At 67.3% G+C, this 19,601-nt stretch carries 18 protein-coding genes and 1 tRNA gene; 8 read left to right on the forward strand and 11 right to left on the reverse strand.

The genetic code is table 11. The annotated features are described in order from the left end of the window. Positions 1–53: 53 nt before the first annotated feature. Positions 54–314: an ASCH domain-containing protein gene (locus P2L57_RS23615; protein WP_275817766.1), complete on the forward strand. Its 261-nt coding sequence runs from the start codon at positions 54–56 to the stop codon at positions 312–314. Between the two features lie 10 nt (positions 315–324). After that, a complete protein-coding gene (locus P2L57_RS23620; RefSeq protein WP_275817768.1) occupies positions 325–744 on the forward strand; it encodes a hypothetical protein in 420 nt (139 codons plus the stop codon). Positions 745–777: 33 nt separating this feature from the next. Here the strand turns inward: P2L57_RS23620 and P2L57_RS23625 are convergent, their stop codons facing one another. The 8 genes from P2L57_RS23625 to P2L57_RS23660 form a co-directional block, all read right to left on the reverse strand. Then, positions 778–2,133 (reverse strand): hypothetical protein, encoded by a 1,356-nt coding sequence (locus P2L57_RS23625; protein ID WP_275817770.1) that lies wholly within the window; start codon positions 2,131–2,133, stop codon positions 778–780. Beyond that, positions 2,133–2,441: a hypothetical protein gene (locus tag P2L57_RS23630; RefSeq protein ID WP_275817772.1), complete on the reverse strand. Its 309-nt coding sequence runs from the start codon at positions 2,439–2,441 to the stop codon at positions 2,133–2,135. The genes P2L57_RS23625 and P2L57_RS23630 overlap by 1 nt, the downstream gene beginning before the upstream one ends. A 183-nt stretch (positions 2,442–2,624) precedes the next feature. Then, positions 2,625–3,221, reverse strand: a complete 597-nt coding sequence (locus tag P2L57_RS23635; protein WP_275817774.1) for a hypothetical protein — start codon at positions 3,219–3,221, stop codon at positions 2,625–2,627. Between the two features lie 282 nt (positions 3,222–3,503). Next, entirely contained in the window at positions 3,504–4,787 is a 1,284-nt protein-coding gene (locus P2L57_RS23640; RefSeq protein WP_275817776.1) for a chymotrypsin family serine protease, read from the reverse strand. 370 nt (positions 4,788–5,157) lie between these two features. Then, positions 5,158–6,873, reverse strand: coding sequence for a relaxase/mobilization nuclease domain-containing protein (locus P2L57_RS23645; protein ID WP_275817778.1), 1,716 nt, complete (start codon positions 6,871–6,873; stop codon positions 5,158–5,160). 7 nt (positions 6,874–6,880) lie between these two features. Further along, positions 6,881–7,846: a hypothetical protein gene (locus P2L57_RS23650; protein WP_275817780.1), complete on the reverse strand. Its 966-nt coding sequence runs from the start codon at positions 7,844–7,846 to the stop codon at positions 6,881–6,883. A gap of 737 nt (positions 7,847–8,583) precedes the next feature. Next, complete coding sequence (locus P2L57_RS23655) at positions 8,584–9,270, reverse strand: ATP-binding protein (protein ID WP_275817782.1); 687 nt, start codon at positions 9,268–9,270, stop codon at positions 8,584–8,586. A gap of 2 nt (positions 9,271–9,272) precedes the next feature. After that, positions 9,273–10,211, reverse strand: a complete 939-nt coding sequence (locus tag P2L57_RS23660; protein ID WP_275817784.1) for a hypothetical protein — start codon at positions 10,209–10,211, stop codon at positions 9,273–9,275. Between the two features lie 511 nt (positions 10,212–10,722). Here P2L57_RS23660 and P2L57_RS40295 point away from each other — a divergent pair. The 3 genes from P2L57_RS40295 to P2L57_RS23675 all read left to right on the forward strand — a co-directional run bounded on the left by P2L57_RS40295 (position 10,723) and on the right by P2L57_RS23675 (position 12,757). After that, positions 10,723–11,127, forward strand: coding sequence for a helix-turn-helix domain-containing protein (locus tag P2L57_RS40295; protein WP_308292509.1), 405 nt, complete (start codon positions 10,723–10,725; stop codon positions 11,125–11,127). A 203-nt stretch (positions 11,128–11,330) separates the two neighbouring features. Then, positions 11,331–11,546 carry a helix-turn-helix domain-containing protein gene (locus P2L57_RS23670; RefSeq protein ID WP_275817786.1) on the forward strand — a complete coding sequence of 72 codons (216 nt, stop codon included), beginning with the start codon at positions 11,331–11,333 and terminating at the stop codon, positions 11,544–11,546. After that, positions 11,546–12,757, forward strand: coding sequence for a tyrosine-type recombinase/integrase (locus P2L57_RS23675; RefSeq protein ID WP_275817788.1), 1,212 nt, complete (start codon positions 11,546–11,548; stop codon positions 12,755–12,757). The genes P2L57_RS23670 and P2L57_RS23675 overlap by 1 nt, the downstream gene beginning before the upstream one ends. A gap of 384 nt (positions 12,758–13,141) precedes the next feature. Here the strand turns inward: P2L57_RS23675 and P2L57_RS23680 are convergent. Continuing rightward, a tRNA-Gly gene (locus tag P2L57_RS23680) sits at positions 13,142–13,215 on the reverse strand. A 510-nt stretch (positions 13,216–13,725) separates the two neighbouring features. Here P2L57_RS23680 and dcd point away from each other — a divergent pair. Beyond that, entirely contained in the window at positions 13,726–14,301 is a 576-nt protein-coding gene (dcd, locus tag P2L57_RS23685; RefSeq protein ID WP_269855553.1) for a dCTP deaminase, read from the forward strand. A gap of 5 nt (positions 14,302–14,306) precedes the next feature. Then, positions 14,307–14,804 (forward strand): phosphoribosyltransferase, encoded by a 498-nt coding sequence (locus P2L57_RS23690; RefSeq protein WP_275817817.1) that lies wholly within the window; start codon positions 14,307–14,309, stop codon positions 14,802–14,804. A gap of 32 nt (positions 14,805–14,836) precedes the next feature. Here P2L57_RS23690 and P2L57_RS23695 read toward each other — a convergent pair whose 3' ends face one another. After that, positions 14,837–15,772, reverse strand: coding sequence for a Yip1 family protein (locus tag P2L57_RS23695; protein ID WP_275817792.1), 936 nt, complete (start codon positions 15,770–15,772; stop codon positions 14,837–14,839). A 170-nt stretch (positions 15,773–15,942) separates the two neighbouring features. Continuing rightward, on the reverse strand, positions 15,943–18,213 hold the full coding sequence (locus P2L57_RS23700; RefSeq protein ID WP_275817794.1) for a (Fe-S)-binding protein: 2,271 nt from the start codon (positions 18,211–18,213) through the stop codon (positions 15,943–15,945). Between the two features lie 256 nt (positions 18,214–18,469). Here P2L57_RS23700 and dnaK point away from each other — a divergent pair. Then, on the forward strand, positions 18,470–19,601 hold a 1,132-nt coding region (dnaK, locus tag P2L57_RS23705), incomplete at its 3' end, for a molecular chaperone DnaK (protein ID WP_275817796.1).

The raw sequence follows: 19,601 nt of genomic DNA on the forward strand, positions 1-19,601 counted from the left end.
CGCCCGCCCGGTCGCCTGATGACCGCACCAGCCACGAGGAGCGTTCCCGCCCTATGACCGGAACCGCTGCTCGCATCCACGAGTGCAACGTGTGCCGCTGGTATTTCGATCTGGTCGCCGCAGGCCGCCAGACCATCGAGTTACGGATGCGCTATCCCCGCCTCGAAGATATGGCCACCAGACACGTGATCCGCTTGGGAGCAGGTGCTGGAACTGCTCATGCCCAAGGTGCGGTGAAGCTGATGGAGCTGTCCGACAGCAGGGTGTCGCACCCGCAGGTATCGAACGGCTCGGTCAACAGGCCGTGGAGATAGGGTTCCTGGCATGCGAAAGCGGGCGACGATCCTCCTTATGGCCTTGATCGTCAGTGCTGTTGGGATCTACGGCATCTATTACGTGTCCCCCTACGGGCAGCACGACAGGCAAGCGGCGGCGTACGAGCGGACGTTCCGCGCACGGATGATGTCGGTCGGGGATGTACGGATCACTTCTGGAGACCACCAAGTGAGTGGGAACCGGTGGGGTGAGGGTGGAGAGTGCTCCCTCTTGGCGACACTCGAGGTGAACACCCCCTTGGGGGCGCAGACATTCGAAGATCGGCTGAAGACAGCGCTCACCCCGTACACGGATGAGTACGTACATGAGCAGGTCACACGGCTCAGCGACCGTGACGGTAACCGTGTCTTCCGGGTCGAGGCCGGAACCCTGGTTGACGGTGGGAGCCTGGACCTGCGCTGCGGCTGAGGACGCCAACCGCAGCGCAGGGGCGGTTGCGCCTCACCCTGGCGGGGGTGTGGGGCTCGGGCCAGGGGAGGGCGATGGCGTGCCTGGCTGGGGCGGGCCGGATCCGTCTCCCGTGGTGATCGCACCGGGCGGTGCGTAGAGCGGGTCGAGGCCGATGTGATGGCCTGCCGGGGTTTGCGAAGCCAGCTGACTGAGGGCCTGCTGGCGCTGGGCGTCGGTCAGTGAGCCCCAGGCGCCTGCGTCCTGGAGATGTGGCTGCAACTGGTCCCAGTGCTCGGCACGGGCGTGGATGTCGCCGCCGCGGGGTGCGGTGTCGTCGCCGTATTGAGCGTTGGCGTCCCGCATCTGTGGGGTGTCCGCGGCGTACAGCAGGAACAACTGCTTGTCGGTGACGGCCCCGTGGGAGTTCTGCTTCATCTGGGCCAGGTAGTGAGCACTCAGCCGAATGTCCTCGTTCGGGTTCTCCTCGACGTACTTCGTCAGCTGGGCGTCGCTGAGATCGCCGAGGTACGTGCCGTCGACGGTGAACGCGGCCGGATCGTTTGCTATCACCTGGCGTGCTGTCGGGATCTTCATGTGCGTGATGCCAAGTGATTTGTCGGGCTTGGCCGACTGCTGCAATGCCCAGTCGAAGATGTGCCCGAACCATGCTTCCGGGCCGTCCAGGCTGGGGTCGCTGTTCTGGTACCACTGCTGCTCTTGCCACACGATGGACATCAGCAACTGCTCACTGATACCGGTATCTTGAGAGGCGCGGCGGATCGCGTCCAACTGCGTCGGTGAGACGTTGAGCGGGTGCAGGCCGTCGGGGCCGCTGCTCAGGCGGAGGGCGATGCTCAGCGGGCTGTTGGCGTCGTTCTGGAGGGCTTGTTGCGCCAGTGCCGGGTTGGCCACTTGGGTGAGGGCGGCGATGGTGCGTATTTCGTTCGCTGCCGTGGTGTCGGCATCGGTGGCCGCAGTGAGGGCCTCGGAGATCAGCTCCGCGGCGTGCTTCACTTGCTCCTTGGCCGCGTTGACATCGTCCCCGTTGGAGGGGTGGGCGGTCACTTCGCCGTCACCTGAGACGGTCAAGCCGTGAGCGCGGGCGTAGTCGAGTGCGCTGTGCAGCGTGCGTTGTGCGGATTCGATCGCGTCCGCCAACGTGTCGTAGGTATGCACGAGTCCACGCAGTGCGTCGGCCGCCGCCTCATAGTCAGCTGCGTGCTTGACGAACTGCTGTCGCGCGGCTTGGCCCGTGTCGTTGACCCAGCACATCTTCAGGGTGCCGGCAACGTCGTCGTGAGCGAACGAGGCGACGTCGCGACAGTGCTTGGAAGCCGCTAACGCGTCGTCGGCCGCGTTACGCCACAGCTTCGGCTGGGCGTTGTTGAGGTCTTGGACGCTCAGCATCAGGACTGCTCCAGCCATGTGGCTTGCTGATGAAGCTGGTTCGATACGGACATGTCGGTACTCACGTACGCGTCCATAGCCTTGGTCACGGCGTCCGCTGCCGTCTCGACGTTCTTTCCCAGCTCACGCAGTCGCGACTGCCAGGCCGACACACACGCGTCATTCGCCGCCCCCGAGGCCCAGCCGCTGTGGGCCTTTCCGGCTGATTCGGCGTCGCTGAGATTTGCCTTGTGCGCACCGGCCGCACGGTCGGATTTGAACTTCGCCGCAGCCGCAGTTACCGGTTTGGGCGTGACCCCTATATCCATCGTCCCCCCTCGCTCCGCCGTGCTGGCAAGCGGAGTTACCTCGCACGGTCAAAACTCAAGGCTAACGTGGCCGCACCGCGCCCGGCACGGGTCTGGACACCAACTCGCCAGCGGCTTGTCCACGTTGTCAGACTCCGCGCCGCACGAGGCTGTTCCGCACGGCGACGGACGGCCAACGAAGCCTCATTGACGGAGTTGCTCGGCGATCTTCATGAATTCGGTTTGGGTCAGGAATCGGTCTTCGCTGCGCACGCTGAGGGTATAGCCGTCTTCATACCAGGTGACGGCCCGGTACGGCTCCTCCTGTATGCGTGCCGGGTGCCCGTTGATGGTCGCCAGGGTTCCGGGAATCTGCGGAGTTCGGCCGGTGGTCTGGACGATGCTCACCGCACCGGCGTCCCCTCCGCCGCCCGCATTGCGTTGGTACGAGCTGGTCCAGGCTGGCGTCTTCGTTCTTTCGTAAGGGGAACCGGTGTTGTTCGTCAGGAGGGCGGTATCCGCCGGGACATAGCCGGTAGGGAGGTACCCAGGGTGGGCGAGACGGCTGGCTTGGAAGGGGGTAACGGTGCTGCCTGTGACTGCATCGGTGAGCGCTCTGTCTCCGACTGGTTTGTGCAGGGTTGCGGTGACAAGCCTGTCCTGCCAGCCGTCGCAAACAGTGCCCTTGGGGAGGAAGGCGTGTCGTTTCCGTTTCAGTACCAGCGTGACAGTGCGAGTTGATTCATGCGCCTCGAGCTGGGGTCGATCCTCACAGCCCGTCCAGGTTACGGGGGTGGTCAAGGTGCGACCGTCGCCGCTCACGAGTACGTCGCCTGGCACGGCGGCGTCGTGAATGTGTGAACGGTCCCAGGCGACCCAGCCCAGTACAGCGCCGGTGAGGCAGACCAACACGGCTAACGCCCACACAGCGCGGCGGACGCCTCGACGCTCCTCCAAGGCCACGGTTACGCTCCAGAGTTTTGCCGACGACCGAATGCGAGCCTGCCACCTCTCGACCGTCCAGGGAAGCCGCGGTGGGCTGGTGCCCCCACCGGCGCACCAGCCCACCGGCCGCTCATTCGTTCATCCAGTGACCAAAGTCCAGTTCATGTCGTGGAGGGTCTGGTAGATCGGCACGTAGTACACGCCGTGCACACACCATGGCTTCCGAGCGGCACGGTCCAGGACGGGAAGCGACGCCGGGCAGTCCACCGTCGTGTCGAGAGCCGTGATCATTCCCCGTGCCTCGTCGGCCGAGTAGTTGTTGACGCCCGCGAAGACGGGGCCGCCGCTGTCACCGTTGACTGCGGCAACGCCGTCCGGCACGTACTTGCTGGCGTATGCGAGGTCGGTGGTCGGTCGGTAGACGCCGTTCTGGCCTTCGATGCCGATGTCGGTCTTGGCGATCTGGATGTTGGTGTGGACGCCGGAGTTGGCGCCGTCGGTACAGACGTAGTCGCCGACGTTGTTGTGCCCCCAGCCGGTGACGGGCTTGGCGTAGCCGTCCGTCTCATCGGGACGTCCGTCGTACAAGTAGCCGCGGGCTTGGTGGGAGGGCAGGTAGATGCCCAGGGCGTCGTCGGAGGCGTAGGTCTGGGAGTTATCGGTTATGCCGTTGGGGTCGCCGCCCCAGTATGTGCTCCACTGGCCGTTGCCGCCGTTGCAGTGGTACGCCGAGGTGAGCATGTACTCGCCCTTCGCGTTGATGACGCTGAACGCGCTGGAGCAGATGCCGCCGGTGGGGTTCCGCAAGGCCGCGCCGCCGGACCAGGGCGAGGCGTCGTGCGGCCGTGATGCCAGGTCCTCGGCCAGCGGCTTATAGGTTGTGGTGGTGTTGACGCCTGTCAGGCGGTCCGTGAGTGCCTTGACCTCAGCCGACTGATCTTGACGAGCGGTTCGTGTGAGGGGATCCGTGGCGTCCCGCTTGCCCGTGCCGCGGTCTTCGTCGTAGCCGATTTCCAGGCCGCTGCCGTCGACGGCGGGGCCGATGCTGGTGATGCGGATCGGCGTAGCGGTGGAGGCGATGCGCAGGTCCGTGGGCTTGCCGCCGTGGAGGAGTTTGTTCCGTGCCGCGTGCAGGTCGGCCTTGGAGTAGTGGGCGGGGCGGACCTCGGCAGTCACACCGGTGGGCAGGTGGGTGAGGATGCGTTGGACGCGCTGTGGTGGGGTGCCCTTCCAGTGCAAGCGCAGGTGGTTGTGGTCGGGGTCGACTTCGACTTCCGTGAACCCGGGGATCTTTGCCCGGTCGGATTCGGAGAGACCTTCGGTGATCTCTCCGGCGATCTTGTCGAGTACTTCCTGCTTCTTACCGATTGAGATGAGGTGCCGGTCCGTGATGTGGTGGCTCTTGGTCGACGCGGTCGTCACATTCGCTGCCCCGCTGCCCGGTGGCGCGGGTAACGCGCATGCTGAGGGTGAGGCGGCGAGCGACAGGGTTACGGCCAGTGCTGAGGCCGGAAGCACCAGCGCCGCCCATCTACGGGGTGTAACAGCGTCCTTCATGGGGCATCTCTCTGCCGGTCCGATTCTGACGTGATTCAGGCTGTTACTGGTGGGGCCACGGAGACAATCGAGGAACCGGCCACTCCGCTCGGCCCATGCGCGATGCCCAATTCGCCGCAAGATTTCGGCTCCCAGGGTGCCCACATCCTGCCGTTCACCATCGCGTCCCCAGGCTTCCTCGCCATGGCGTTGTGCCGCCCACTGATCGCAGTGGGCGGCACACTCCGCTTCCGGGTCAACGTCCGCGTGGGCGTGTGGCCGGGCTCGGAGGTGGCATCGTCCGAGTGCTCACCGGCGCGGTCGGCGTGGCCGGGGCAGTTTGGCGGTTGGCTGGCGGTTGTGGTGACTTCGCTGGGATGGCGAGGTTTCCGAGCCTGTGCATTCGCCAGGTGAGGACGTCATTGAGGTTGTCGGCGGTGTCCAACTCCCTCATCGCGGCAGCCTGCTTGAGCAATGCGGCCGGATCATGTCCGGCGCGTTCGGCTTGGTCGAGGGTGGCGGTGAGGGCCTCCCTGCCGGGTTCGTCCTGCATGCGGCGGCTGTGTTCGGGGAGCACGGCTTGGATGGTCCGCAGGTGCCGATCACGGGTGGGCTTGGGAAGGCGTTGGGCGTGCTCGCGCATTCGATCCATCGGTTCGGCCGAGGCAACTCGGTATGCAGCGCGGAGGTGTTGGGCGGCTTGGCGGGAGGCGGTGGCTTGTTGGGTGTGGCCCCTGGCGGAGTGCCAGCGGGTGGCGGCGACGGCGAGTAGCAGGAGGACGTCAATGATCATGGCGGTGGCGGCGCCGTCTTCGCCTCGGCCGAAGGCGGGTCCGGCGTAGAGGATCTCGCGGGCGGCCTTGCGCAGGGCGCGTTGGTCGGCTTCGGCGGCGAGTATGTGGGAGCGGGTGGCGCGTTCGAAGGCGCGGGCGGCTTGCTGGAGTTCGGTGCGGGCGGGGCCGGCGGTGGATTGGGCGAGGGCGTCGAGGATCTCTCCGGTGTCGGTGAGTTGGGCGCTGGCGCGCTCGTCATCTGCGCCATCGAGCGCGGCCAGGGCGGCTTCCACTGTGTGAGTCGCTTGGCGGAGGGCCTGCTCTGGGCGGGTGTCAGCAGTGGGTGGCTCGTCGATGTTGCTGGCGGAGAGGCGTTTGCGGATCTTGGGCAGGGACAGGTCTGGGGCCAGCTTGGAGCCGGAGAACCAGACGGGCTGGTTGTCGCGGTTGCGGTCGCCCGGGAGGGCGACCTTGTAGCCGAGTGTGTCCCCGGAGGGCGCTATGCGCTTTTCCACTCGCACGCCTGCTTGGCGGAGTCGGGCGAAGAACTCCTCCTCCGTGGCGGCTCCGGCCACCGCCTGGCGCACGGCTTCACGGAGGGTTTCGCGGGCGGTCCGCTCGCGGCCGGTGCGCTGGGCCTTGAAGTGCTCCGCGCTGGTGAGTCGCTTGGCAGCAGTGCCGTCTCCTGGGTTGAGCTGGCGCAGGCCGTAGTCCTTTTCGATCGCGCGGGCTTCTGCCTGGACGGCCTTCCTGTCGAAGTTGCGTCGGGCGGTGCGGCCGTCTTGGCGGACGAGGGTGGCGGCTATGTGTATGTGGTCGGGGGCGTGGCGGACCGCCACCCAGCGGCAGGCTTTGGTGTCGCCTTCGGGAGCGATGCCTGCGGCGGCCACCATGCGGCGGGCGATGTCCGCCCATTCGGTGTCGGTCAGATGCCGGTCGCCAGGGTCGGCGCGTACCGAGCAGTGCCACACGGTGGTCTTCGGGCGCTGTTCTCGGGCGAGTGCTTTGACGGGCAGGTCGAGCTGGTTGGCGAGCTTGGTGAGGGCTTCGCGGGTCGCATTGAAGCCAGGGTCGGGTGCGAAGCCGTTCCAGGAGGCAACCATGTGCTGGCCGGTGTGCTCGTTGGCGTCACCCGGACCGTACAGGTACTTGATCAGGCGGTAGGTTCCGCCGGAGCCTTCGCTGATCTTGGGGATCAAGGGGGTGCTACCCCCAGGCCAGTTCGGTAGCGGTGGCATCGACGTGGTCCAGGACGTCTTGGACGTGCCGCAGGGTGCGGTGGGCTTGGTCGTGTAGCGGGGCGTGGGGGTGGAGGTGGACCAGGAGCTGGTTGAGGTTGTTGCCGAAGGCGGCGAGTTGGCGGTTGGACTCCATGAGTTCTTCGAGTTGGCGGTGGGTGTCGGCGATGGCCACGCGGGGGTCGGCTGTGCTGGCGGCGGCGAGTGTGGTGGCGGCGGCGTACGCGCCGGGCCTGATCTTCATGGCGCCTGCCGCGGCCGTCACGTCCGCCCACTCGTCGTCGCTGAAGCAAGGGTGGGAGCGGTTCTCCCGCGGTTCGGGCAGGCGCTGGCGGTGAAACTGTGCGATCTCGCGCGATGCGGTGCGGTCGCTGGTGCCCGCAGCCGGCATGCGGGTCATGCTCACCACGGCGCGGTCAGCTCGGTTGACCGCGCTGATGACACGATCCAGGAGCCATTGGGCGTGCCGGCGGTGTGGGGTGCTGCCGGAGTTGAGGAGGTGGGCCAGATCGTTGAGCGGGGTGCCGACGGTGGCGAGAGCGGTGTTTGACCGCATCAGTTCTTCGAGTTGCTGCTGCTCGACGGCAGTGCTGGCGCGGCGGTCAGCACGGGCGTAGGCGAGCGCTGCAGCGGCGGTGATGCCACCGGGTGTGAGCTTGCAGTGTTTGGCGGCCGAGACGATCTTCGCCCATTCGTCGTCGTTGAAGCGAGGGTGGACGCGGTGCTCGCGGGGGACGTCGTTGCGACGGCGGTAGTGCGCGACGGCGGCTGCGGGGGCGAGCTCGTCGGCGCGGGGCGGGTGCGTGCAGTGGTGGTTGCTGGTCCCGCTCGGCGCCCCCGGGCCGAGCGCTGTTGTCGATGCCGACCGCCCCTTGGCGACGGCGTCGGCCCTGTCCGCCACCCCTGGGGCGGGCAGGCTTCCGGAAGGACTCATTCCGGGACAACTTGCTGGCCCAACCGTGGCTGGCCCAACCGTGGCTCGCCCAACGGTGGTGGAGTGGCCAGTCAACGAGGCGGGTGTGGGCACGTCGGTAGGGGCTGATGAATTGTGGGACACGGTGCTCCAGCAGGGGCATTGATGGGCGGTGCGAGCCCAGCCCGGCTCGGCGCGTGCCGGAGGACTACGCGGCCGGCTGGGCCGGGAGGGCGGACCCAGCACATGGCGTGGCGGGTCGCCTGGGGCGGACAGTGGGGATCAGTCGGTTGCGGTTCCGGTGTAGGCGCTGGACGAGAAAGGTCAGGCGGTCGTTGGTCAGCGGGATGTCTTGTCCGCGGATGGCGTTGGCGCTGACCGCGCGGGTGACCTGACCGGCTTACACGGTGGCTTGCCGGGCGAGCGGCAGCAGCTTCTCGGTGACTGGGGCCGTGGTCCGGTCACCGCTGATTGAGTCCGGCTGGAGAGTGACCGTGCGGGGACCGGCTGCCCGATGACCGGCCGGTCAGGCTGCTCTCTGGTGGCCGGGGTGAGTTTGACCGGATGTCCTGGCTGGTCAGCGGCCTGGGCGGGTGACCGGGTGGCCTCGTCGCCGGGCTGGGTGCCCGGTTCGGTCAGCACGGTCGGCGATCGGCCGACCGGGTCATTGCTGGCCGGTGAGTGGATGTCCTGACCGGCCTCGCTCGGGGTGACCGAGGGGTCCGCAGCCTGGTCACCGCCTGGTGCCGGTGCCCTGGTCAGGCGGCGGCTTGGCGTCTACGGTCGGCGCCAGTGAGGGTGACCCGCTCGGTCATCTCTGCCAGTCGGGAGGCCACGCGATCGCCGAGCATCTCCCGTAGGTCGCGGATCGGCAGGTTGGTGGTGAAGACCGTCGGGAGCAGTTGCTCGTAGCGGTAGTTGACGAGCCGGTAGGTCAGCTCTTCGGTCCACTCGCTGGTCTTGGCCGCGCCGAGGTCATCGACGATCAGCAGTGGGCAGCGCATGAGCGCCTGCAGGTCACGCTCTGAGTCGCTGCCGTGGCGCGGGCGTTGGGCGGCGTACAGATCGCTGGCGGTCAGCGCCTGCCAGCGCAGCCGCACACCGGCGGCGAGCAGGCCGCGTACGGCGCCGTACGCCTGGTAGGTCTTGCCGGTACCGGTTGGTCCGGCGATCAGCAGCGATCCGCCTCGGGCCAGATCAGGGGCACCAACGGGGCCCCTGCGGGCGGCGGCGATGAGTCCGTCGATCCACTGGGTGACTTGCGGGTGGTCGGCCATGGCGTTCCGGTAGCGCGGCGGGATCCGCGCTTCGGCGGCCTCCAGGGCGGCCTTTGGGCCGGGGATGTCGTCGCGGTGGGCGCAGGCGTCAGAGGCGATGCCTCGGGCGGTGAGGATACCAGACAGCCGCTTGGCCAGTCCGGTACCGAGGGGCTGAGGCTCGGGCATGGTCAGAGCTCCTCGGCGTAGGCGGCGGGGTCGGTCGGGTTGGTCCACGGGGTGTGGCCGTGCACGTTAGCCGAGAATCCCGGCCGCGTATTTGGGCCCGACGGACGGGCGTTCATGGCCTCGTTGACCAGGCTCGACAGCACGCTGGGGTGCATCGGCTTGGCGCGGAAGCGCTCCAGCCCGGCTCGAATGTGTGCGGGGTGGATGCCGTCGGTGAGGAGTTGGTTGATCTCGCGTCCGAGGTGACCGAGGACCTTGCTCGGCGGTCGGCTGGCGCACGTGGCGATGTATTCGCCGATGAGCTGCTGGGCCGAGATGGTGTCGGGCGCGGGGGCGCTTGCGCCCCCCGAAGGGATAGATCCCTGATCCAGGATCCTAGGTCCTAGATCCAGGCGGTGAGGGTTCATCGAAGGCTCAGTGAGCCCTCCACGAGGCCTCACTGAGCCCTCAGTGAAACCCTGCTGACCTGCGGGTTCGTGATTCTCGCCGGAGACTCGGGAGGGTTCACCGATATCTCCGCGAGGCTTCGCTGAGTGCTCGGTGAGCCCTCCGTGGGCCTTCAACGAGGGCTCACTCAACGCTGGCTCGTGACCGCTGTTGTGGTGTGGGCAGGCCGGGTGGCGGGGTACGCCCGGGCGGTTGATCTTCTGGTGGGTATGCCAGGAGACGATGTGCAGGTACGCCTTGCCATCGGGGCCGGTGTAGCGGCATATGAGCCCGGCGGCGGCGAGCTGCTGCAGGTCGTCTTCGACGTTCAGCGCGGTGTGCTCCGGCCGCAGCGGCCACAACACACCACGGATGATGGCGGCGTGGTCGCGGTAGCGGCCGTGGTCGTCGGCCTGGGTGAGCAGGCCGAAGAAGGTCCGCTCGGCTGTGAGCGAGACCTCGGCGAGGGACTCGGAGGCGAACGCCTCGGGCTTGATGGTGCGGATACGGGCCATGGATCAGCGCCGCCCTTCGGCGCCGAGGGGTGCGTATCCGGGGAGTGGGGCCGTACTGTGGGGCATTGAGCTTCCTCACCCGGCAGGCCATCGGGGCTGCAACCCCGGCCGTGCCGTTGATCGTTCAGGGATGGGCGGTCGTTTGGGAGTCGTCTCGGCCTCCGGTGCTGCAACACCGGGGGCCGAATTCATTTGTAGTGCTTCCGTGTGCCGTATTCGCCGCTGGCGGGAGCAGAACCATAGCGGCTCACTGCTCCTTCTTGGATAGTCCAGAGAGGGCGAATAGTGGCCTGGTTCGATTAAGGATCGCGCTACATATCACTGAATCCCGGCTTGGCCAAACAGTCGATCCCCAGCACCCGACTAGACCACTGCGGAGCACGTCAGATGAGGTCAGCTGTCTTGACTGGGGCAGCGTGAGGCGACACGGAAGCGAGCCGAGCGGCATGCTTTCAGGGGTTTCTGGGCCATGACTTGGTGCGGCCGGGAAAGCCTGCTAGAAAACACCGTCATGGCGACTCGACCCGTAGAAATCGGCCCCACCGGAAAGCAGGCCGCTCGCAATATCGAGCGGCTGCGGAGCATGCTCAGCATCAGCCAGCGGCAGCTCGCCGCACGGCTGACCGAGTTGGGCCGGCCTACCCCGAGCACCGCGCTCAGCAAGATCGGGCGCGGGCAGCGGCGCGTGGACGTCGACGACCTCGTGGCCATCGCCATCGCGCTCGGCGTCTCCCCCTCGACCCTGCTGCTGCCGGCAGTGGCGGACGCCTCGAAGGTCGAGGTCACTGGTGCTGGCACGGTCACCGCACGCGCCGCATGGGACTGGGCCGACGGCATCAGCCTCCTTGCTCCGGCCGATGGGAGAAGAGGCCAGAGGCCCGCGTCCCCGCTGCGCTTCATCCCGTCGAGGCCCTGACGCCCGCCCTCCGATGCCAGTGACCGGCGTTGCAGCGCCGCTGGCCGAAGCGCACCTTAAACAACCGCCCATCCCTGAACGACCAACGGCACGGCCGGGGTTGCAGCCCCGATGGCCTGCCGGACGAGGAACCCCCTTGCCCTGCATATTGATCCCCCCTGCTCTCTTGCACCCCGCGAGCGTTGCCGAGGAGGTGGCGTTCCATGGCTGACCGCTACCTCGACGTGGCCCAGGCCGCGGAGCGCCTCGGTACCGGCGTGCGCTTCATCCGCCGTCTCATCGCCGAGCGCCGCGTCGCCTACGCCAAGTTCGGCAGTCACGTGCGCATCGCTGAGACCGCGCTCGACGCCTATATAGAGGCCAACACCGTCCAGCCCGCCGCCCGCCGGACTCGCTCCGCCTACGGGAGGGCTGCCTGATGGCCAACAGCAAGGGGAGGCGACGCCGGTTCGGCGCCGTACGCAAGCTGCCCTCCGGCCGGTGGCAGGCGCGCTATCTCGGGCCGGACGGCCTGGAGCGCAGGGCGCCGGAAACCTTCGAGACGAAGACCGACGCCGATGTCTGGCTCACCCAGATCGAAGCCGACATGACGCGCGGTGACTGGCTGGACCCGGATGCGGGAGCCGTCAACTTCGGGGCGTACGCGCTCCGGTGGGTCGCGGAGCGCAAGCTCTCCGCCACGACGGACGAGCTGTACTACCGCATGCTGCGACTCCACATCCTGCCCACTTTCCGCCACCTCGACCTCGCCGAGATCACCCCGCCTCGGGTACGCACCTGGCGCGCCGAGAGGCTGGAGGCCACGGGGGAGACGACGGTCGCCAAGTCGTATCGGCTGCTGAAGGCCATCCTCCAGACGGCCACGGACGACGAGCTCATCCGCCGCAACCCGTGCCGAATCAAAGGCGCGGGCAAGGAGGAGGCCGAGGAGCGGCCGATCGCCACGATCGAGCAGGTCGACGCTCTGGCGGATGCGATGGGGGCACGCTGGCGGCTGATGGTCTACCTTGCGGCGTACGCCAGCCTGCGGCCGGAGGAGCAGGCCGAGCTGCGGCGCCCGGACGTGGTTCTGCCCGACGTGCCTGAGACGCTCAAGCGGAGCCGCGAGAGCGCACAGGGCCCGATCCTCCTGCGGATCAGCCGAGCCTCGCCAGAACTGACTACTGGCAAACGGGTCACGGGCGACCCGAAGTCACAGGCTGGGAAACGGACTGTCGTGCTGCCGGGCTTCCTGTACGTCGACGTACGGCGGCACCTCGACTGGTTCGCCGCGAAGGAGCCGAATGGGCTGCTGTTCGTAGGCGAGCGCGGTGCGCCCTTCCGCCGGTCCACCTTCGGGCGGAAGTGGCGGAAGGCGCGCGACAAGGTTGGCCTGCCGCCCAACTTCCGCTTCTACGACCTGCGCCACACCGGCAACACGCTCGCGGCCGACACCGGGGCCAAGCTCAAGGACCTCATGGTCCGGGCAGGCCAGTCCTCCCAGAAGGCCCAACTGATCTACCAGCACTCCACACTGGAGCATCAGCAGCGCATCGCCGACGACATCGACGCCCATGTTCGAGCACGGCGAAGTGGGGCGGAGCAGGACCCCGAAGCGGATCCTCCGGTGCTGGCGCGAAGCGAAGCGTGATCCGCGTAGCGATACCCGAGCGGCGAGCCGCCGAGGCCGGAAGGCGTTCGGCGGCTCGCCGCAGAACTATCTGGCACGGATCTGGCACGACCTTTTCGATCTTGGGCCGGGCGCCATCAGGCACCCGGCCCACTCTCGTTTCTCAGTCGTTCCTGGGGTGCAACTCACCGCAGAGCAGGGCATCATGGGGCATGATTGCATGGCGCAGATCACATAAAATGCGTCTCGCTATTTGGACGGCTGAGGGTCCGTCCCGGTCAACCAGGGGCAACGGGCGGCCCCGTGTCCCCAAATCTCGCGCCTTCTGGCACGGATCTGGCACGAGCGCCTTCGAAGGGTCTAGACAACAACAAACCCCAGGCCGCCTGGCCTGGGGCTTCTCTCTGGAGCGGGTGACGGGAATCGAACCCGCGCTCTGAGCTTGGGAAGCTCATGTTCTACCATTAAACTACACCCGCGTAAGTCACCCGTCAGGGCGTCTCATCGTCGCTCACTGTACCCCATCGCTGGCCCCTGGTGCATTCGCCCCGGGGGCCTCGTCGTGCCGGGGTGGGGGTGGACGCGCGTGCGGGGTAAGGGGGTTGGGGCGTACGGTGGGGGATCGCATCCCGGGGCGTGGTGGCGGAGTGCCGCGTGAGGGGTGGGGGTGCTCATCCCCTAATGTGGCTTTTGTCCGCTGCCGCGGTTGGGCGGCAGGGCGAGTCTCGTGGGGAAGAAGAAGGGGAGCGATGGAGCGCACCGTCGTTCGTTGTGCCGATGGGCACCAGTTCAGCACCACTACGTTCCCGCTGCAGAATCTGGGCGCCGACCGGCTTGGGCCGGGGCGGTTGATCCGGTGTCCGCGGTGTGCGCGGCTGCGGCATGCCGTACCTGTGGAAACGGTTCGGCAGACGCGCTGACCAGGTGCTTCGGGGCCCGGGCCGATAGTCCGGGCCCCGGCGGTCCGCTTGTGCACGTATCCTCGTGGCGTGCTTCTCTCAGACAAGGACATCCGGGCCGAGATCGACGCCGGGCGGGTACGCATCGACCCGTACGACGAGTCGATGATCCAGCCGTCGAGCATTGACGTACGGCTCGACCGGTTCTTCCGGGTGTTCGAGAACCACCGCTACCCGCACATCGACCCCGCGGTCGAGCAGCCCGATCTGACGCGGCTGGTCGAGCCGGAGGGGGATGACGCGTTCATCCTGCACCCGGGGGAGTTCGTGCTGGCCTCCACGTACGAGGTGATCAGCCTCCCCGAGGACGTCGCCTCGCGGCTGGAGGGCAAGAGCTCGCTCGGGCGGCTCGGGCTGCTGACGCACTCCACGGCCGGGTTCATCGACCCCGGGTTCTCCGGGCACGTCACGCTTGAGCTGTCCAACGTCGCCACGCTGCCGATCAAGCTCTGGCCGGGGATGAAGATCGGGCAGCTGTGCATGTTCCGGCTGACCTCGGCGGCCGAATTCCCCTACGGGTCCGGGCGGTACGGGTCCCGCTACCAGGGGCAGCGCGGGCCGACGCCGTCCCGCTCCTATCTGAACTTCCACCGGACGCAGGTGTGACCGACGTGTCGGACGAGCGGGAGAACCTGACCTACCCCCTCTTCGGGCAGGCCGTGCGCGAGCTCGCACAGGCCATCGCGGACGACGGCTACGAGCCGGACATCATCCTGTCCATCGCGCGCGGCGGCCTGTTCGTCGCGGGGGCGCTCGGCTATGCGCTGGACGTCAAGAACCTGCACGTGATGAATGTCGAGTTCTACGACGGCGTCGGCAGCACGCTCGACATGCCGGTCATGCTGCCGCCGGTGCCCAACGTCGTCGACCTCAGCCAGAAGAGGGTGCTGGTCGCCGACGACGTCGCCGACACCGGCCGCACCCTGGAGCTGGTGCACGACTTCTGCCGCGGGCATGTCGCGGACGTCCGGTGCGCGGTGATCTACGAGAAGCCGCAGTCGCTGGTGAAGTGCGAGTACGTCTGGAAGCGGACCGACCGGTGGATCAACTTCCCATGGAGCGTGCAGCCGCCCGTCGTACGCCGGGCGGGCCAGGTCCTCGACGCCTGACCGCCGCCTGACCCGGCCCCACCGCGTGACCGCTACAGCGTGGGGAGCTTGAACAGGAACAGCAGCGCGATCAGTTGGATCGCGGACGCGCCCAACGCCTTCTGCCAGGGCAGGTCATGAGACTTGCTCACCATCGAGGTCAACAGCGCTCCACAGGCCAGCCAGGTCGTCCAACCCAGCACCTGGACCAGGCCGTTGCCGCCGCCGAGGAAGAGCGCGAACAGCAGGCGCGGGGCGTCGGTGAGCGAGGTGATCACCATCGACAGGCCGATGGTCGGTGCCCAGCCGCCGTCGCCGCCGAACTGCCGGGCCAGCGCATGGGTCACCGCGCCCATCATCAGGCCGCTAAGTACGACCGCGACCGCGGTGCTCAGCACCCACGGGATGCTGTTGGAGAAGGTGGAGTTGAGGACGTCCTTGCGGGCGGTGTCGAAGCCGAAGACGGCCAGCAGGCCGTAGACGAACGTGACGAGCAGCGCGGGGCCCCACACCTGGTAGTCGCGCATCTGCCAGAAGGTGCGGCCGGGGCGCAGGACTATGCCGCTCAGCAGTTCCTTCCAGTGCAGCCGCGGACCGGCGGGCGGGGAGGCCGACTGGCCCGCGCGGTAGGTGGCGACGTACCCGTCGTCGTACTGGTCCGAGCCGTACTGGCTCGCGTTGTCGTACTGGCCCGCCTCGTCGTACCGCTGGTACTGCTGGTACGGGCCCTGGCCGTACGCGTCCGGGGCCTCGCCGACGGAGAAGGCCTGGGTATGGCCGGGGGAGTCGTTGTACCCCTGCGGTCTGCCGTACGACGGCATCGGATCGCCGAAGTACTCCGGCTGTCCGGACGGGGGCATGGGAGGCCGGTACGGCGCCTGCGGGGGCTGCTGTTGCGGGTGCGGCGGGTATCCGCCGTTCTGCTGCGTGGGACGGGGCCGCTGGGCCTCGGCCTGGTTTCGTCCGCGTCCGATCCTGAATCCTGCCACGTCCTCGAACGTACCCGTATCTGGCGTTCGGCGTGTCCCGTCCCCGGTGATCGGCTGGGGTTTACTACCAAGCTGTGACAAGTCCGGTCAGGCGTTCTCCGCCAGCTCCCGATGGCAACGGCCGGGACCGCGACTGAACGCGGTCCCGGCCGTATCGCTTGCCGGAGGGGCTACTTCGCCGGTTCCGGCTCCGGCTGCTGGGCCGACTCCGGGGCACCGGCCGGCGGGTCCGACGGGGTCTTCACCGAGTCGAGCAGCAGCTGGGCCACGTCCACGACCTGGATGGACTCCTTGGCCTTGCCGTCGTTCTTCTTGCCGTTGACCGAGTCGGTCAGCATCACCAGGCAGAACGGGCAGGCGGTGGAGACGATGTCGGGGTTGACCGACAGCGCCTCGTCGACGCGCTCGTTGTTGATGCGCTTGCCGATCCGCTCCTCCATCCACATGCGCGCGCCGCCCGCGCCGCAGCAGAAGCCGCGCTCCTTGTGGCGGTGCATCTCCTCGTTGCGCAGGCCGGGCACCTTGGCGATGATCTCGCGCGGCGGTGTGTAGACCTTGTTGTGGCGGCCGAGGTAGCACGGGTCGTGGTAGGTGATGATGCCCTCGACCGGTGTGACCGGCACCAGCTTGCCCTCGTCCACCAGGTGCTGCAGCAGCTGCGTGTGGTGGATGACCTCGTACTCGCCGCCGAGCTGCGGGTACTCGTTGGCGATGGTGTTGAAGCAGTGCGGGCAGGTCGCGACGATCTTCTTCTTGGACTTCGGCTTCTTCGTCGACTCGTCCTCGTCGTCCTCGCCGAACGCCATGTTCAGCATCGCCACGTTCTCGGCGCCGAGCTGCTGGAACAGGAACTCGTTGCCGAGGCGGCGGGCGGAGTCACCGGTGCAGTTCTCCTCGCCGCCCATGATCGCGAACTTCACGCCCGCGATGTTCAGCAGCTCGGCGAAGGCCTTGGTGGTCTTCTTGGCCCGGTCCTCCAGCGCACCCGCGCAGCCCACCCAGTACAGGTACTCGACCTCGGTGAGGTCCTCGATGTCCTCGCCGACGATCGGGACCTCGAAGTCGACTTCCTTGACCCATGCCAGGCGCTGCTTCTTCGGCAGGCCCCACGGGTTGCCCTTCTTCTCCAGGTTCTTGAGCATCGTGCCCGCCTCGGACGGGAACGAGGACTCGATCATCACCTGGTAGCGGCGCATGTCGACGATGTGGTCGATGTGCTCGATGTCCACCGGGCACTGCTCGACGCAGGCGCCGCAGGTGGTGCAGGACCACAGGACGTCCGGGTCGATGACGCCGTTCTCCTCGGCGGTGCCGATCAGCGGGCGCTCGGCCTCGGCCAGCGCGCTCGCCGGGACGTCCTTGAGGGCCTCGGCGGAGGCCTTCTCCTCGCCCTCCGTCGTCTTGCCGCCGCCCGCCAGCAGGTACGGAGCCTTGGCGTGCGCGTGCTCGCGCAGGCTCATGATCAGCAGCTTCGGGGAGAGCGGCTTACCGGTGTTCCATGCGGGGCACTGCGACTGGCAGCGGCCGCACTCGGTACAGGTGGAGAAGTCGAGGATGCCCTTCCAGGAGAAGTGCTCGACCTGCGAGACGCCGAACTGGTCGTCCTCGCCGGGGTCTTCGAAGTCGATCGGCTTGCCGCCGGAGACCATCGGCTGCAGTGCGCCGAGGGCGACGTCGCCGCTGGACTCGCGCTTGAACCAGATGTTGGGGAAGGCGAGGAAGCGGTGCCAGGCCACACCCATGTCGGTCTTGAGGGAGACCGTGATCATCCAGATGAAGGAGGTGGCGATCTTGATCGTCGCGACCAGGTAGGCCAGGTTCTGCAGCGTGCTGAGGCTGAGCCCCTTGAAGGCGGCGACCAGCGGATACGAGACGAAGTACGCGGCCTCGTAGCCGCCGACGTGATGCAGCGCGCCCTCCACCCCGCGCAGCGACATGATGCAGAGGCCGATGATGAGGATGACGGCCTCGACGAAGTACGCCTGGCCGATGTTGGAGCCCGTGAAGCGGGACTTGCGGCCCGGGCGCGTCGGGAGGCTGAGCTGCCGGATGACGATCAGGGTCAGGATGCCGAGCGTGGTCGTGGTGCCGACGAACTCGACGAAGATCTCGTACGGCAGCCAGTCGCCGATGATCGGCAGCGTCCAGTCGGCCTGGAAGAGCTGGCCGAAGGCGTTGACGAGGGTGAGGACCAGGCTGAAGAAGCCGACCGCCACGAACCAGTGCGCGACACCGACGATGCCCCAGCGGTTCATCCGGGTGTGGCCGAGGAACTCCTTGGCCACGGTGATGGTGCGTTGCTTCGGGTCGTCGGTCCGGGTCCCGGCGGGCACCGGCTGGCCGAGCCGTACGTAGCGGTAGATCTGCCCGATGGCTCGGGCGAACAACGCAACGCCGACCGCGGCTACCACCAGCGAAACGACGATCGCGGCGAGTTGCATGAGGGCTCCTCGGGCCTGCGAGAGCGGGCATTACTAATCAGTAACTTATGTGGTCTTCCGAGATTACCCGTTTGGTGCGGACTCAGACAGCCGGTCCGTCGGTGATCTGTGTCGCCCTTCGTTCAGGGGTGGGCATCTCCTTATGCGCCACTTACTTGCATAAGACTTGAGTCAGTCCGACTCACCTCTGTTGACACCCGTCGACCGCTCCGGCACTCTTGAGTCAGTTCCACTCAAGTAGCTGGAGGATTCCACCATGGCACGTGCGGTCGGCATCGACCTGGGCACGACGAACTCCGTCGTCAGTGTTCTTGAAGGCGGTGAGCCCACCGTCATCACCAACGCCGAGGGCGCCAGGACCACGCCGTCCGTCGTCGCCTTCGCGAAGAACGGCGAGGTGCTTGTCGGCGAGGTCGCCAAGCGCCAGGCGGTGACCAACGTCGAGCGGACCATCCGCTCCGTCAAGCGTCACATGGGTACCGACTGGAAGATCGGTATCGACAGCAAGGACTTCACGCCGCAGCAGATCTCGGCGTTCATCCTGCAGAAGCTCAAGCGGGACGCCGAGTCGTACCTGGGCGAGAAGGTCACCGACGCGGTGATCACCGTCCCGGCGTACTTCAACGACTCCGAGCGCCAGGCCACCAAGGAGGCCGGTGAGATCGCGGGTCTGAACGTCCTGCGCATCGTCAACGAGCCCACCGCGGCCGCGCTCGCCTACGGCCTCGACAAGGACGACCAGACCATCCTGGTCTTCGACCTCGGTGGCGGCACCTTCGACGTCTCGCTGCTGGAGATCGGCGACGGCGTGGTGGAGGTGAAGGCCACCAACGGTGACAACCACCTCGGTGGTGACGACTGGGACCAGCGGATCGTCGACTACCTGGTCAAGCAGTTCCACTCGGGTCACGGCGTGGACCTGTCCAAGGACAAGATGGCCCTGCAGCGGCTGCGTGAGGCCGCGGAGAAGGCCAAGATCGAGCTGTCCTCGTCCACCGAGACCTCGATCAACCTGCCGTACATCACGGCGTCCGCCGAGGGCCCGCTGCACCTGGACGAGAAGCTCACCCGCGCCCAGTTCCAGCAGCTCACCGCCGACCTGCTGGAGCGCTGCAAGACTCCGTTCCACAACGTGATCAAGGACGCCGGTATCCAGCTGTCCGAGATCGACCACGTGGTGCTGGTCGGTGGCTCCACCCGTATGCCCGCCGTCGCGGAGCTGGTCCGTGAGCTGACCGGTGGCAAGGAAGCCAACAAGGGCGTCAACCCGGACGAGGTCGTGGCGATCGGCGCCAGCCTGCAGGCCGGTGTGCTCAAGGGTGAGGTCAAGGACGTCCTGCTGCTGGACGTCACCCCGCTGTCCCTCGGTATCGAGACCAAGGGCGGCA

The sequence above is a fragment of the Streptantibioticus ferralitis genome (assembly GCF_029223525.1).
In the GTDB taxonomy this organism is placed as follows: Bacteria; Actinomycetota; Actinomycetes; order Streptomycetales; family Streptomycetaceae; genus Streptantibioticus_A; species Streptantibioticus_A ferralitis.

Coding starts and splice junctions, on each gene's coding strand:
- P2L57_RS23615 (WP_275817766.1), top strand. CDS start 54: ATGACCGGAACCGCTGCTCGCATCCACGAGTGCAACGTGTGCCGCTGG.
- P2L57_RS23660 (WP_275817784.1), bottom strand. CDS start 10,211: ATGGCCCGTATCCGCACCATCAAGCCCGAGGCGTTCGCCTCCGAGTCC.
- P2L57_RS23620 (WP_275817768.1), top strand. CDS start 325: ATGCGAAAGCGGGCGACGATCCTCCTTATGGCCTTGATCGTCAGTGCT.
- P2L57_RS23625 (WP_275817770.1), bottom strand. CDS start 2,133: ATGCTGAGCGTCCAAGACCTCAACAACGCCCAGCCGAAGCTGTGGCGT.
- P2L57_RS23655 (WP_275817782.1), bottom strand. CDS start 9,270: ATGCCCGAGCCTCAGCCCCTCGGTACCGGACTGGCCAAGCGGCTGTCT.
- P2L57_RS23630 (WP_275817772.1), bottom strand. CDS start 2,441: ATGGATATAGGGGTCACGCCCAAACCGGTAACTGCGGCTGCGGCGAAG.
- P2L57_RS23650 (WP_275817780.1), bottom strand. CDS start 7,846: ATGAGTCCTTCCGGAAGCCTGCCCGCCCCAGGGGTGGCGGACAGGGCC.
- P2L57_RS23670 (WP_275817786.1), top strand. CDS start 11,331: ATGGCTGACCGCTACCTCGACGTGGCCCAGGCCGCGGAGCGCCTCGGT.
- P2L57_RS40295 (WP_308292509.1), top strand. CDS start 10,723: ATGGCGACTCGACCCGTAGAAATCGGCCCCACCGGAAAGCAGGCCGCT.
- P2L57_RS23675 (WP_275817788.1), top strand. CDS start 11,546: ATGGCCAACAGCAAGGGGAGGCGACGCCGGTTCGGCGCCGTACGCAAG.
- P2L57_RS23700 (WP_275817794.1), bottom strand. CDS start 18,213: ATGCAACTCGCCGCGATCGTCGTTTCGCTGGTGGTAGCCGCGGTCGGC.